General features: G+C 62.3%; 11 protein-coding genes, 1 other RNA gene and 1 riboswitch. Of the genes, 6 read left to right on the top strand and 6 right to left on the bottom strand.

The window, feature by feature from the left end; translation table 11 throughout:
• Positions 1-19: 19 nt before the first annotated feature.
• Both serC and gyrA read right to left on the bottom strand, forming a co-directional pair.
• Positions 20-1,126: a 3-phosphoserine/phosphohydroxythreonine transaminase gene (gene serC, locus F9Z44_RS14110; RefSeq protein ID WP_159607160.1), complete on the bottom strand. Its 1,107-nt coding sequence runs from the start codon at positions 1,124-1,126 to the stop codon at positions 20-22.
• Entirely contained in the window at positions 1,126-3,774 is a 2,649-nt protein-coding gene (gene gyrA, locus F9Z44_RS14105; protein ID WP_159607158.1) for a DNA gyrase subunit A, read from the bottom strand. The genes serC and gyrA overlap by 1 nt, the downstream gene beginning before the upstream one ends.
• Before the next feature lie 260 nt (positions 3,775-4,034).
• Between gyrA and ompA the strand changes: the two genes are divergently transcribed.
• The 4 genes from ompA to ssrA all read left to right on the top strand — a co-directional run bounded on the left by ompA (position 4,035) and on the right by ssrA (position 6,524).
• Complete coding sequence (gene ompA / locus F9Z44_RS14100) at positions 4,035-4,685, top strand: outer membrane protein OmpA (protein WP_159608732.1); 651 nt, start codon at positions 4,035-4,037, stop codon at positions 4,683-4,685.
• Between the two features lie 68 nt (positions 4,686-4,753).
• Positions 4,754-5,461, top strand: a complete 708-nt coding sequence (gene ubiG / locus F9Z44_RS14095) for a bifunctional 2-polyprenyl-6-hydroxyphenol methylase/3-demethylubiquinol 3-O-methyltransferase UbiG (protein WP_159607156.1) — start codon at positions 4,754-4,756, stop codon at positions 5,459-5,461.
• Complete coding sequence (locus F9Z44_RS14090; protein WP_159607154.1) at positions 5,458-6,135, top strand: HAD-IA family hydrolase; 678 nt, start codon at positions 5,458-5,460, stop codon at positions 6,133-6,135. Before ubiG ends, F9Z44_RS14090 begins: the two co-directional genes overlap by 4 nt.
• Positions 6,136-6,147: 12 nt before the next feature.
• Positions 6,148-6,524: a transfer-messenger RNA gene (ssrA, locus tag F9Z44_RS14085) on the top strand.
• Positions 6,525-6,651: 127 nt separating this feature from the next.
• On the opposite strand, the gene F9Z44_RS14080 is transcribed toward ssrA, so the two are convergent.
• The 3 genes from F9Z44_RS14080 to F9Z44_RS14070 all read right to left on the bottom strand — a co-directional run bounded on the left by F9Z44_RS14080 (position 6,652) and on the right by F9Z44_RS14070 (position 10,358).
• The gene (locus tag F9Z44_RS14080) at positions 6,652-7,902 is read right to left on the bottom strand and encodes a D-amino acid dehydrogenase (protein ID WP_159607152.1); all 1,251 of its coding nucleotides are present in this window, start codon (positions 7,900-7,902) and stop codon (positions 6,652-6,654) included.
• 167 nt (positions 7,903-8,069) lie between these two features.
• A riboswitch (glycine riboswitch) is annotated at positions 8,070-8,164 on the bottom strand.
• Positions 8,165-8,172: 8 nt separating this feature from the next.
• Positions 8,173-9,165: a Bug family tripartite tricarboxylate transporter substrate binding protein gene (locus F9Z44_RS14075; RefSeq protein ID WP_236574139.1), complete on the bottom strand. Its 993-nt coding sequence runs from the start codon at positions 9,163-9,165 to the stop codon at positions 8,173-8,175.
• A 17-nt stretch (positions 9,166-9,182) separates the two neighbouring features.
• Positions 9,183-10,358 carry a M20 aminoacylase family protein gene (locus F9Z44_RS14070; RefSeq protein WP_159607148.1) on the bottom strand — a complete coding sequence of 392 codons (1,176 nt, stop codon included), beginning with the start codon at positions 10,356-10,358 and terminating at the stop codon, positions 9,183-9,185.
• 108 nt (positions 10,359-10,466) lie between these two features.
• Between F9Z44_RS14070 and F9Z44_RS14065 the strand changes: the two genes are divergently transcribed.
• Together F9Z44_RS14065 and F9Z44_RS14060 are read left to right on the top strand one after the other, a co-directional pair.
• On the top strand, positions 10,467-11,369 hold the full coding sequence (locus F9Z44_RS14065; protein ID WP_159607146.1) for a LysR family transcriptional regulator: 903 nt from the start codon (positions 10,467-10,469) through the stop codon (positions 11,367-11,369).
• Positions 11,370-11,434: 65 nt separating this feature from the next.
• A complete protein-coding gene (locus F9Z44_RS14060; RefSeq protein ID WP_159608731.1) occupies positions 11,435-12,178 on the top strand; it encodes a pseudouridine synthase in 744 nt (247 codons plus the stop codon).
• A 15-nt stretch (positions 12,179-12,193) separates the two neighbouring features.
• Here the strand turns inward: F9Z44_RS14060 and F9Z44_RS14055 are convergent, their stop codons facing one another.
• On the bottom strand, positions 12,194-12,922 hold the full coding sequence (locus F9Z44_RS14055) for a DUF2726 domain-containing protein (protein WP_159607144.1): 729 nt from the start codon (positions 12,920-12,922) through the stop codon (positions 12,194-12,196).
• Between the last annotated feature and the right edge of the window lie 179 nt (positions 12,923-13,101).

Here is a 13,101-nt window from a genome sequence, read left to right as displayed (position 1 = left end):
CGGGTTCTGGGGCCTGGGATCAGGCCCGTGTTTTTTCAAAGTCGTGCATGTATTGCACCAGCGCTTGCACGCCCTCGAGTGGCATCGCGTTGTAGATGCTCGCTCGCATGCCACCCACTGATTTGTGGCCCTTGAGCTGCAACAGCCCCGCGGCCTTCGCGCCCGCCAGAAAGGCATCGTTCAGGGCTTCATCGCGCAGAAAGAATGGAATGTTCATTCGCGAGCGGCAGTTCGGTGCCACCTTGTTCAGATACAAGGTGGATTGGTCGATGAAGTCATACAACAGCGACGCTTTGGCGATGTTGCGTTGCTCCATCGCGGCCACACCGCTCAGATCGCCCTCGGTCTGTCGCTTGAGCCATTGGAAGGTGAGACCCGCCATGTAGATGCTGTAGGTGGGCGGTGTGTTGTACATCGAGGCGTTAGCCGCCACCGTCTTGTAGTCGAATGCGCTGGGACAGACGGACAGGGCGTGACCAAGCAGATCTTCGCGAACGATCACAAGAGTCAGGCCAGCCGGGCCCAGGTTCTTTTGAGCGCCTCCAAAGGCCAGACCCACGCGCGACCAGTCCACCGTTCGTGAGGCCACGTGGGATGAAAAGTCGATCACCAACGGCGCGCTGCTGCCCAGGGCCTTGAGGTTGGGCAATTCATGGAACTCGATGCCGTGGATGGTTTCGTTGCTGCAGATGTGCACGTACTGTGCGTCTGCGCTGAGCTTCCAGGTGGCGGGCAAAGGCAGGGTGGTGTGGCCTGAATCGGCGTTGCTGGCGGCCAGCGCGGGTTGGGCGTAGCGCGCGGCTTCCTTGATGGATTTCTCGCTCCAGCTGCCCGTGACCACAAAATCTGCTTTGCCCCCGCGTGAGAGGTTCAGCGGCACGATGGCGTTCTCGGCCAGTCCGCCGCCCTGCATGAACAAGATGCGGAAATCTGCCGGCACAGCCAGCAGTTCGCGCAGATCGGCTTCGGCTGCCTCGATGATGGCGCTGAACTCCTTGCCGCGGTGGCTCATCTCCATCACGCTCATGCCACTGCCGTGCCAATCGAGCATTTCATCAGCGGCCTGTTGAAGCACCTCGGCAGGCATGGCCGCCGGGCCGGCGGAAAAATTGAAAGGGCGCGCCATCACGCGTCAGTGCCCGGATCGTCGACCTCGTTCGGCTCGGTCGAGTCGTCAAGTTCCGGCACATTGGCATCGTTTTCAACGATGCGCTGCAGCCCCGAGAGTTCAGCGCCTTCGTCCAGTGCAATCAGCGTGACGCCTTGTGTGGCGCGCCCCATCTCCCGGATCTCCGAGACCCGTGTGCGCACCAGCACACCCTTGTCGGTGATCAGCATGATCTCGTCGTCGGTGTGCACCAGCGTCGCAGCCACCACCTTCCCATTGCGCTCGCTCTGCTGTATCGCGATCATGCCCTTGGTGCCTCGACCATGGCGGGTGTACTCGGAGATCGGCGTGCGTTTGCCGTAGCCGTTGATGGTCGCGGTCAACACACTCTGGTGTTCGTCCTCTGCTACCAGCATGGCGATCACGCTTTGGGTCTCTTCGATCATCATGCCGCGCACGCCGCGCGCATTGCGGCCCATCGGGCGAACGTCGTTTTCGTCAAAGCGCACGGCCTTGCCACCGTCGCTGAACAGCATCACATCGTGCTGGCCGTCGGTCAGCGCCGCGCCAATGAGGTAGTCACCTTCGTCCAGGTCAACGGCGATGATGCCGGCCTTGCGCGGGTTGCTGAATTCGTCAAGCGCGGTCTTCTTCACGGTGCCCATGCTGGTGGCCATGAAGACATAGCGGTCCGACGGAAAGCTGCGCATCTCGCCGGTGAGCGGCAGCACCACGTTGATCTTCTCGCCTTCTTGCAGCGGGAACATGTTGACGATGGGCCGGCCGCGCGAACCGCGCGAACCCGCCGGTACTTCCCACACCTTGAGCCAGTACAGGCGGCCTCGGTTGGAGAAGCACAGGATGTAGTCGTGCGTGTTGGCGATGAAGAGCTGGTCGATCCAGTCGTCTTCCTTCGTGGCCGTGGCTTGCTTGCCGCGACCACCGCGTTTCTGCGCCCTGTATTCGGAAAGCGGCTGGCTCTTGATGTAGCCACTGTGGCTCAGCGTCACCACCATGTCGGTGGGTGTGATCAGGTCCTCGGTGGCCAAGTCTTGCGCGTTGTGCTCGATTTCGCTGCGGCGCGCGCCCAGCTTGGTCTGGCCGAACTCCTGCTTCACGATCACCAACTCGTCGCCAATGATCGTGGAGACGCGCTCGGGCTTGGACAGGATGTCAAGCAGATCGTCGATCTCGCCCATGACCTCCTTGTACTCCGCCACGATCTTGTCTTGCTCCAGGCCAGTCAGGCGCTGCAGGCGCATCTGCAGAATTTCTTGCGCCTGCGTTTCTGACAGCCGATACAGGCCGTCTCCGCCCATGCCAAAGGCCTTCTCCAGACCGTCGGGACGGTAGTCGTCGGCGTTGATAACGCCGCCGTCGGCACGCGTGCGGGTGAGCATTTCGCGCACCAGTTGACTGTCCCAGGGGCGGGCCATCAGCTCGGCTTTGGCCACAGGCGGCGTGGGCGATTCCCGGATGATCTTGATGAACTCGTCGATGTTGGCCAGCGCCACAGCGAGACCTTCGAGCACGTGACCACGCTCGCGCGCCTTTCGCAGGTTGAACACCGTACGGCGTGTCACGACCTCGCGGCGGTGCTCGAGGAACACCTGGATCAGGTCCTTCAGATTGCACAGGCGCGGTTGGCCATCGACCAGCGCCACCATGTTGATGCCGAAGGTGTCCTGCAGCTGCGTCTGCTTGTACAGGTTGTTGAGCACCACCTCGGGCACTTCGCCACGCTTGAGCTCGATCACCAGGCGCATGCCCGACTTGTCCGACTCGTCCTGAATGTGGCTGATGCCCTCGATTTTTTTCTCGTGTACGAGCTCGGCAATGCGCTCTTGCAGCGTCTTCTTGTTCACCTGGTACGGCAACTCGTCCACGATGATCGACTGGCGCTGGCCGCGGTCAATGTCTTCAAAATGGCATTTCGCGCGCATCACGACGCGACCGCGACCCGTGCGATAGCCATCCTTCACGCCATTGATGCCATAAATGATGCCCGCCGTGGGAAAGTCGGGCGCCGGAATGATTTCCATCAGCTCATCAATCGACGCGTCCGATTGCTTGAGCAGGTGCAAGCACGCGTCAACCACTTCGTTGAGGTTGTGCGGCGGAATGTTGGTGGCCATGCCGACCGCAATGCCCGACGAGCCATTGACCAGCAGGTTGGGCAGACGCGAGGGCAGTACCAATGGCTCTTTCTCAGAGCCGTCGTAGTTGGGACCGAAGTTGACAGTTTCCTTGTCGATATCGGCCAACATCTCGTGCGAGATTTTCGACAGGCGGATCTCGGTGTATCGCATGGCAGCAGCGTTATCGCCGTCCACCGAGCCGAAGTTGCCCTGGCCATCCACCAGCATGTGACGAAGTGAAAAATCCTGCGCCATTCGCACGATCGTGTCGTACACCGCGCTGTCGCCGTGTGGGTGGTACTTACCAATGACATCGCCGACGATACGAGCCGATTTTTTGTAGGGCCGGTTCCAGTCGTTGTTGAGCTCATGCATGGCGAACAACACGCGCCTGTGTACGGGCTTGAGGCCGTCACGAGCATCGGGAAGTGCGCGCCCGACAATCACGCTCATGGCGTAGTCGAGGTAGCTGCGGCGCATTTCCTCTTCAAGACTGATGGGCAGGGTCTCTTTGGCGAACTGTGTCATGAGCAGGGCTGAAATGCGTCGGGTGGGCCAAAAGGCAACTCGCCATTTTACGGGTGGCACCGGATTGCACCCTTGTGCGCCTATTGTTGTAGCACCACAACGAATGCGGGGGCTGCCGGGATGCAGTCACCGAGGTGCCCGCACCCGCCGGTCTGCCCTATAGCGCTTGTGGCACAATGAAATCCAGCGTTTTGAGTGGTGGTCACTTCAAGCGTCTTTTTTTGTACGCAGATTGTCTGCGGCTTACCAAGAGGAAAACCATGAAAAAACTCAACAAAGTGGCAATGCTGATCGCAACGGCCGCCATGGCAACGGCCGCTGGCGCCCAAACCATCGACAACTGGCGCAATGGCACCAGCGAACTGGTGTGGAAAAACGGTACCAACGAACTGTGCTGGCGCGATGCCAACTGGACGCCTGCAACGGCAGCAGTCGGTTGCGATGGCGCTATCGTTCCTGTGGCTGCCCCAGCACCTGCTCCTGCCGCTGCCCCGGCGCCGGCTCCTGCCGCTGCTCCAGCACCGGCTCCTGCCGCTGCTCCAGCGCCCGCAGCGTCCAAAGTGACCTACGCTGCAGACGCGTTCTTCGACTTCGACAAAGCGGTGCTCAAGCCAGAAGGCAAAGCCAAACTGGACGACTTGGCCAGCAAGGTTTCCGGTATCAATCTGGAAGTTGTGATCGCCGTGGGTCACACCGACTCCACCGGTGCTGCTGGTTACAACCAAGCCCTGTCCAACCGCCGCGCTGAAGCCGTCAAGGCTTATCTGGTGAGCAAGGGCATCGAAAGCAACCGTATCTACACCGAAGGCAAGGGTCTGACCCAGCCAGTGGCTGACAACGCCACCCGCGAAGGCCGTGCCAAGAACCGCCGCGTTGAGGTGGAAGTTGTTGGCACCCGCGCCAACAAGTAAACCTTCAGGTTTCTCAAAGAAAACCGCGCCTCGGCGCGGTTTTTTCATGGGCTGACGATAATCCAACAATGAATCACAACCTCAATGCCGATCCGGCCGAGTTGGCCAAATTCTCCGATCTGGCTCATCGCTGGTGGGATCCAGAAAGCGAATTTCGGCCGTTGCACCAGATCAATCCTTTGCGATTGGGCTGGATTGATGGAATGGCCTCACTGGCAGGCAAACGTGTTCTCGATATCGGGTGTGGCGGAGGCATTCTTTCGGATGCCATGGCGAGAAAAGGCGCTCGCGTGACCGGTATCGATCTCTCGGTCAAGGCGCTCCGGGTGGCCCAATTGCATGCGTTGGAAGCAGGTACGGCCAATGTCGACTACCTGGAAATCAGTGCAGAGGCCATGGCGCTTCAGGAGCCGGGTTCGTTTGATGTGGTCACCTGCATGGAAATGCTGGAGCATGTGCCTGATCCATCGTCTGTTGTTCGTGCGTGTTCGGCTCTGGTGAAGCCTGGTGGCTGGGTCTTCTTTTCGACCTTGAACCGCAACCCCAAGGCCTTTTTGTTTGCCATCCTGGGCGCCGAGTACATCTTGCAGCTTTTGCCCAAGGGGACCCATGAGTACGCCAAATTCATCAAGCCCAGCGAGCTGGCTGGCTATGGCCGCGACGCTGGACTTGAGCTGACGGACACCCGCGGCATGGAGTACAACCCGCTGACACGCCGTTACTGGTTGAGCCAAGACACCAGCGTGAACTATCTGTTTGCAACGCGAAAGCCATGAAGCCTGTTGCGTTCAGGGGCGTGCGAGCAATTCTGTTTGATCTGGACGGGACGCTGATTGACAGTGCACCCGACTTGGGTGCTGCGGCAGATGGCATGCGAGTGCGTCGTGGTTTGCCGTCCAAACCTTTATTGGATTACCGCCCGCATGTGGGCTCAGGTGCGCGCGGCATGCTGCACGTTGCGTTTGGTATGGGTGTCGAGCATGTCGACTACGAACACTACAAACAAGAATTCTTCGTTGACTACGAAAGCTGCCTGATCCAGCGCACTCGCCCTTTCGAAGAAGTGGGCCAACTGGTGTCTTCTCTGCTTGAGCTGGGTTTGCTTTGGGGGGTTGTGACCAACAAGGCGCAACGTTTCACGGTACCCATCACCCGTTCCATGGAGCTGTTCGATTCAGCCGCCACCGTGATCAGTGGTGATACGACTGCACACGCGAAGCCGCACCCCGAGCCTTTGTTGGAGGCTGCGCGACGCATGTCGTTGCAGCCGGCCCAGTGCATTTATGTGGGTGATGACGAGCGCGACATTCGCGCAGGGCGCTCTGCGGGCATGTGGACGGTGGCCGCGCGCTATGGCTATTTGGGTGCGGGCGCCGATGTTGCGTCCTGGGGCGCCGACGCGGAGGTGTCTTCTCCCTTGCAGGTCTTGCAATTGCTGGAACTGCCTTAAAATACCGATCTTGGGGCTGCACTGGTTTCGACGTGGGTTCGGACGCGCAGCAGGGCATGTCGAGGTTCTGTCACCTCGTAAAGCAACAGAAAAAAACCAACTGCAAACGACGAACGTTTCGCACTCGCCGCTTAATCAGCGGTGAGCCTTGCAACAGCAGGCCGATGGGCTGGGCAAGGGGGTCGCAAGACCTCCCGGCTGCAAGGATAATTTCATCGGCTGGCTTTGCGTCGGGCACCTTGACGCAGGGCGAGACTCAAGGATGCTGGCTTCCCGTTTAGCGTGCCACTGCGCGACTCGGGCGGCGAGACTCAAATCAGACGGCTACACATGTAGAACTGTTCGAAGAAGGCTTGCGGACGGGGGTTCAAATCCCCCCAGCTCCACCATACGACCTGACCAAGGCCGCTAACCATACACGGTTGGCGGCCTTTTTCATCCCCGGTCCATGCGTTCTGCAGCGGTAAGGAGATGGTGGAACTTGCTTGCTGCACCCACTGCGGTTGGCTGTGCCCTTCAGGCGGTGACGGCCACCGGCAACATGCGCGGCGCGCGCAGCCGCTCCCATTGCGCCACATGCTCGCCGAGCTGGTGCGCCGTGATGGCCGAGAGCGTCCAGCCGAGGTGGCCGTGACCGGTGTTGTAGAACACGTTGGCCCGGCGGCCCGCCCCCACGCGAGGCATCATGTTGGGCATCATGGGCCGCAGGCCGGCCCAGGGCTCCACCCGGCGTGTGCTCACACCGGGGAAACACTGGTTCACCCAGTCCACCAGCGGCCGGATGCGGTCGGCGCGGATGTCCAGGTTGATGCCGTTGAACTCGGCCGTGCCGGCCACGCGGAAGCGTTCAACACCCAGGCGACTGGTCACCAGCTTGGTCTCGTCGTCCAGCAGGCTCACTTGCGGCGCGGCGGTCTGGCTCTGTTCGTCGCCCAGCATCACGGTGATGGAGTAACCCTTGACCGGATACACGTTGAGCCGGTCGCCGAGCTGGGCGCCGAGCGCGCGGCTGTGCACGCCGGCGCTGATCACCACGGCGTCGGCGTTCACCACCTGCCCGTCGGCCAGCGTCACCTGCGCGGTGCGGCCGTTGCTCTGCACGCGGGCCACCGTCTGGCCGGTCATGAGCTTCACGCCCAGGCGGGCGCAGGCCTGGCCCAGGCCGTGGGTGAACTTGTGGATGTCGCCGGTGCTGTCGCTCTCGGTGTAGTAGCCGCCGAAGTAGTCGCCTTGCAGCGTGGGCTCGATGGCGCGCATCTCGTCGGGCGTGACGGCGCGACGCGGCAGGCCGCCTTCGGCCAACAGTTTGGACACTTCGCCCGCATGTTCGAAACCGGCGCGGTCACGGTAGATGTGCAGGATGCCCTGCTGCTTCAGGTCGAAGTCGATGCCCTCGGCTTGAGCCCAGCCGAACAGGTGCTCCCGCGCTGCAATGGCCAGTCGCGTGGTGGCCACGGTATTGCTGCGGTATTTCGGGATGGAGGCGACGAACTCGGCGAACCAGCTGAGCTTGTGCCAACTGGGCTTGGGGTTGACCAGCAACGGCGCGTCGGCCTTGAACATCCACTTCAGCCCCTTGAGCAAGGTGGAGGGGTGGGTCCAGACCTCGGCGTTGGAAGCTGAGAGCTGGCCGCCGTTGGCGTGGCTGGTTTCCATGCCCGCATAGCGGTGCCTTTCAATCAGGGTGACCTGGTGGCCCTGACGGGCCAGTGCGTAGGCGCTGGTGACGCCGGTGATGCCGCCGCCGATGACGATGAGGTGTGCCATGGGAATCTCGCTTGCAAAGTCGTCAAACAATGGAGGGCACGACCCGCACACCGTGTGCGGATCATGACCCCCTCTGTTTGTGACCTGAGAGATTCACCAGCCCATGGGGCCGGCTTGCTCCTGCGGTGGGCCGGGGGACGAATCCCGGCCACTCTTCAGAGTGTGATGCGTGTCGACCGGTCCTTTTGCCTGAGAGTTTCCGGGGCGGTTGCTCCTTCGGCGCCGGCTTGTCTTGCAAGCCAGTCTCTCCCGGTCGACGGGTTGAGGCCGCTATTGTGCCTGCAGCTGGATTGACTTCGCGATGGCCCGGAACTGCTGGATACCGTCAGCGTAGGCTTTGTCCACCGCCTTCATTGACAGTGGTTTGGCCAACAGCTGGCTGTTGGCTTCGAGCGCCTGGTGCACACCCGGATCGGCCAGGGTCTCGGTGATGGCCTTGTGTAGCGCGCCCACCACCGGCTCCGGGGTGTCCTTCTTCACGAAGTAGCCGGTCCAGATGTTGAAGGTGAAGTCCTTGAGCTGGGTGCTCTCGGTGATGGCAGGGTAGCCCTTCACGTTCTCCAGCCGCTCGCTGTTGAGCATGGCCAGAACCTTGACGCGACCGCTCTTGTGCATGTCATCGTATTTCTTGCCGTATGGCGCCAGGAAAAAATCGACCTGGCTGGCCAGCAGGTCTTGCTCGGCCGGTGCCGCGCCCTTGTAAGGCACGTGGACCATGGGAATGCCGGTGACCTTGGACAGGTGCTCGCCGAGCAGGTGGTAGAACGAGCCCGGGCCGACGCTGGCGTAGGTCAGGGGCCGGCCCTGCTGCGCCGCCTTGCGGGCCTGCTCCAGGAACTCGTCCACGGTGCTGGCGGGGAAGTCCTTGCGGGCCAAAAAAGCGATCTGCGCGGTGGCGATCATCTGCACCAGGCGGAAGTCTTCGCTCTTGAACTTGATGGAGGCAATGGCCAGCGGGGCCAGGATGAGTTCGTTGGGTGAACCCTGGAACACGGTGTAGCCGTCGCTGGCGCCGTTGAGCACTTTCTGCGCGGCGATCGACCCGCTGGCGCCACCCAGGTTTTCAATGACGACCGGCTGGCCCAGCTGTTTGCCCAGCGTGTTGTTGACAGAGCGCGCGACCACGTCCGACAAGCCACCAGCCGGGTAGGGCACCATCAGCGTCACCGGTCGGTTGGGGTAACTCTGGGCCTGGGCCATGCCCGCATGGCTGGCCAGGGCGATGGCGGCACCGGCCATCAGGGTCTTGAGGTGGCTGATCATGGGCATCTCCAATGGGTTCAGGGGTGGTTGGGGGAAAGCAGTTCGTTGACCAGCGCGATCCAGTAGGCCGCACCGGTCGCGATGTTGTGGTCGTTGAAGTCGTAGGCCGGGTTGTGCACCATGCAGGCGCCGGGCTCCTGGCCGCTGCCGTTGCCGATGAACAAATAACTACCCGGCACGCGTTCGAGCATGAAGGCAAAGTCTTCGCTGCCCGTGAGCATGGGGCCCTGGGCCACCACCTGTTCGGGCGGAAAATGCGCCCGTGCCACGGCCAGAGCGCGTTCGGTCTGCAACGCGTCGTTGACCAGTACCGCGTAGCCCGGGCGCCAGTCCAGCTCGGCGCGCACACCAAAGCTGTCGGCCTGCAAGCGAACCAGTTCGCGGATGCGCTGCTCGACGCTGCGACGCACCTGTGGGTCGAGCGCGCGCACGCTCAGCTCCAGCCGGGCCGTGGCCGGGATCACGTTGTTGGCCTGGCCCGCGTGCACGGCGCCCACGGTCACCACGGCCGGCTGCATCGGGTCCACATGGCGCGAGACGACGGTCTGCAGCGCCATGACGATGGAGGCCGCGGCGACCACCACGTCGGTGGCCTTGTGGGGCATGGCACCGTGACCGCCAACGCCGTGCAGCGTGACCGTGGCGTAGTCCGAGGACGCCATCGTCGGACCGCTGCGAAACACCAGCTGGCCCTGCGCGAAGCCGGGCATGTTGTGCATGGCAAAGATGGCGTCGCAGGGAAATCGCTCGAACAGTCCGTCCTCCATCATCTTCAGGGCGCCGCCTCCGCCTTCCTCGGCGGGCTGGAAGATCAGGTTGAGCGTGCCGTCGAAGGCGCCTTCGGTGGCCAGGTGCTGCGCGGCGGCCAGCAACATGGCGGTGTGGCCGTCGTGGCCGCAGGCGTGCATCACGCCGTGGTGGCAACTGGCCCAGTCGGTGCCGGAGTCCTCGACGATGGGCAGCGCATCCATGTCCGCGCGCAGGCCGATGGCGCGCTCTGAGTGACCGCGGCGCAATTGCCCCACCACCCCGGTGCCACCCAGGCCGGTGGTCACCGCGTAGCCCCAGGCCCGCAACTTCTGCGCCACCAGGGCGCTGGTGCGGTGTTCATCAAAGGCCAGCTCCGGATGCTGGTGGATGTCGCGCCGCAGCGCGATGAACTCTTGAACCGCTTGATCGCTGAGTCGTTCCAAGGCCGTGCTCCTGTTGAATCATGAACTTTGTTGCATGTTAGGAACCGCCTGTTTTAAAGTCCAATGCATTGATGATCAACGATCCATAACTTTCACTGAGGAATCGAAATGACGTTGGTGCAACTGAGACACCTCGTGGTGCTGGCGGACATGGGCTCGTTCGTGCAGGCATCTGCCGCCTTGTTTCTCACCCAGCCAGCGCTCACCCGCAGCATCCACGCACTGGAGGACGAACTCGGCGGCACCCTGTTCGATCGTCTGGGCCGGCGCATCGCCCTGACCCCGTTCGGCCACGAGGTGCTGGGGCGCGCGCGGCGACTGGTCAGCGACGCCGAGGCGCTCAAGCAGGCTGGCCAGGGACTGCACGCCGGGCTGATCGGCCAGTTGCGCGTGGGCCTGAGCTCCGCGCCGGGCGCGCTCTTGAGCACGCCGCTGATGCTGCACATGGCAGAGCACCACCCCCGACTGCAGGTGCAGATTTCGCGCGGCAACACCGCCGTGCTGCTCAAGGCGTTGCGCGAACAGCAGCTGGACGCGGCGATCGTAGATATCCGCGACATGCGGCCCTCGGCCGAGTTGCAGGTGACGCTGGCGTTTGAACTGGCCGCCGGATTTCTGGCACGCCCGGACCATCCGCTGGCGCACAGGAGTGGTCTGGTGAGCCTGGACGATGTGATGGCTTATCCGGTGGCGTCCACACCGCTGAGTGACGAGGTGGCGCGCCTGTTGATCGCGAGGTATGGCCCCCGAGCCAACCCGGATGACATGGTCACGCTGCGCTGCGACGAATCGCTGAGCATCGTGGAGGTGGCGCGGCGCAGCAACGCGATCGTGCTGACCGTCAATGCGGTGGCGCAGGGCCTGACCCGTCTGGACGTGTCACCCAGCCTGGAGGCAACGGCACGCTTCGGTCTGGTCACCCTGGCCCAGCGCCAGGAAGCGCCGGCGCTTCGGATCCTGCGTGAGCGGTTGCCGCATTGGATTGAGCGCTTCTCCACGCTGTGGCCGTGAGCCAGTGTCCTTGAGGCGTGCACCGAAGCGGGCGCCTTCAGAGCGACGACAATGCGCGCACCATGATGCAATTGCAGGACATTCTTTTTTCACAAGGTTTTGGTACCCGCCGAATCTGTTGCGGGCTCATTCAGCAGGGGCTGGTGAAGGTGGAAGTGGGCGCGGGCTTGCAAACATGCACCGATCCCACCGCTTCGTTCGTCGAGGAGGGCCTGGTGTTCCAGGTTCAGGGAGAAGCTTGGGCATACCACGAGCGGGCGTACCTCATGGTTCACAAGCCGGCGGGCTTCGAGTGTTCGCAAAAGCCCAGCACCTACCCGAGCGTCTACACCTTGTTGCCCGGCCCGTTGCGTGCCCGGGGCGGTGGAGCGGCTGCCGGCGTGCAGGCTGTGGGTCGTCTTGATCAGGACACCACGGGCCTCTTGTTGATGTCGGATGACGGCAAGTTCATTCACCGGCTCACCTCTCCCCGTCACCACGTTCCCAAGGTGTACGAGGTGCAGGTGAAGCATCCTCTGGACGAGAAGCAGGTGAACCGCCTGCTGGAAGGCGTTGTTCTGGACGACGATCCCAAGCCTGTGAAGGCGCAGGCGTGTTCAGCCGAGAGCGAGTTTCATCTGAAACTGACGCTGACCGAGGGCAAGTACCACCAGGTCAAACGCATGGTGGCTGCGGTCGGCAACAGGGTGGAGGCCTTGCACCGGTCGTCGGTGGGGGTGCTTTCGTTGACCGGTGATTTGATGCCCGGTCGCTGGAGGTGGCTGACACCGGAGGAAGTGGCGTCGCTCACGCAAAAGGCCTCTGGCTGAGACCCACAAGCGATCTCAGAGGAGATCGCCTTTGCGGCTGTCGAGCGGCATGAGGAACGAGTTCTCTTGCCACTGGGAGTTGAAGTCGCTTCGAGGTTCGCCCGTGGTGCTGTTGGGCCAGGTGGAGAGCGGGGAAAAGTCGCTGGCGCGGGTGCTGCGCTGGCGCGTCAACACCGTGCGCAGATTGGCTTGTGCGGCAATGATGGCGCGCTCCTCCATTTCACGCTCGCGCATCGACTGGCTCAGCGCAGACTCGCCCAGGAATTCGGCGCGAATTTCGGCCACCGTGGGAAGGCTGTTGGAGCGGACGACCCAGTAGGGCAGGCCACACTGGGTCAGCAATGAGTGCTTGAGCGCCCGCGTGCTGCGAGGAAGACCTGCACTCCCGGGGACATCAAGGCAACCGAGCACCCGACCGTCGGAGCGGCACACGGTGAACGTGCAATACACACTGCCCAGCAACTTGTACCACTCCATGCCCTGCTCTCGGTCGCGGGGCAGGGTGAAACGCGTCACCGGGAGCTTGATCATCACGTGATGGTCGTAGAAAGCCCTGGCCAGCCAATGCCACACCCTGGCTTCCTCGCTGTTGGCCAGCGCGCGGGTGCTCAATGGCCAATGTTTCGGAATGCGTCTGCGCTGCCTGGCCTGCCGATCGGCCCACATGCGGTGCAGCAGCGCGCCCAGCGCCAGCATAGCGGGCACCAGCACTGCAAGCAGCCATGGGTTGGTCCAGTTGGTCATGAGCATTGGAGGGTGTTCGTCGATCTGTATCAAAGTGTATGCAGTTGCTGCCAGCCGTGGGGAGTCTGCAATCTCGATACACGAAGAAGGTGTGAACTTCTTGGGGTTTACGCCCCCTTTGATGGGTCATTTGATCCACATGCACACCTTGCTCGATTGTGCACAGCCGCTGGACGTTC

The sequence above is a fragment of the Hydrogenophaga sp. PBL-H3 genome (genome assembly GCF_010104355.1).
Taxonomy (GTDB): domain Bacteria; phylum Pseudomonadota; class Gammaproteobacteria; order Burkholderiales; family Burkholderiaceae_C; genus Hydrogenophaga.
This window is presented reverse-complemented; position numbering and strand designations above follow the sequence as displayed.

Coding starts and splice junctions, on each gene's coding strand:
- serC (WP_159607160.1), bottom strand. CDS start 1,126: ATGGCGCGCCCTTTCAATTTTTCCGCCGGCCCGGCGGCCATGCCTGCC.
- gyrA (WP_159607158.1), bottom strand. CDS start 3,774: ATGACACAGTTCGCCAAAGAGACCCTGCCCATCAGTCTTGAAGAGGAA.
- ompA (WP_159608732.1), top strand. CDS start 4,035: ATGAAAAAACTCAACAAAGTGGCAATGCTGATCGCAACGGCCGCCATG.
- ubiG (WP_159607156.1), top strand. CDS start 4,754: ATGAATCACAACCTCAATGCCGATCCGGCCGAGTTGGCCAAATTCTCC.
- F9Z44_RS14090 (WP_159607154.1), top strand. CDS start 5,458: ATGAAGCCTGTTGCGTTCAGGGGCGTGCGAGCAATTCTGTTTGATCTG.
- F9Z44_RS14080 (WP_159607152.1), bottom strand. CDS start 7,902: ATGGCACACCTCATCGTCATCGGCGGCGGCATCACCGGCGTCACCAGC.
- F9Z44_RS14075 (WP_236574139.1), bottom strand. CDS start 9,165: ATGATCAGCCACCTCAAGACCCTGATGGCCGGTGCCGCCATCGCCCTG.
- F9Z44_RS14065 (WP_159607146.1), top strand. CDS start 10,467: ATGACGTTGGTGCAACTGAGACACCTCGTGGTGCTGGCGGACATGGGC.
- F9Z44_RS14060 (WP_159608731.1), top strand. CDS start 11,435: ATGCAATTGCAGGACATTCTTTTTTCACAAGGTTTTGGTACCCGCCGA.
- F9Z44_RS14055 (WP_159607144.1), bottom strand. CDS start 12,922: ATGACCAACTGGACCAACCCATGGCTGCTTGCAGTGCTGGTGCCCGCT.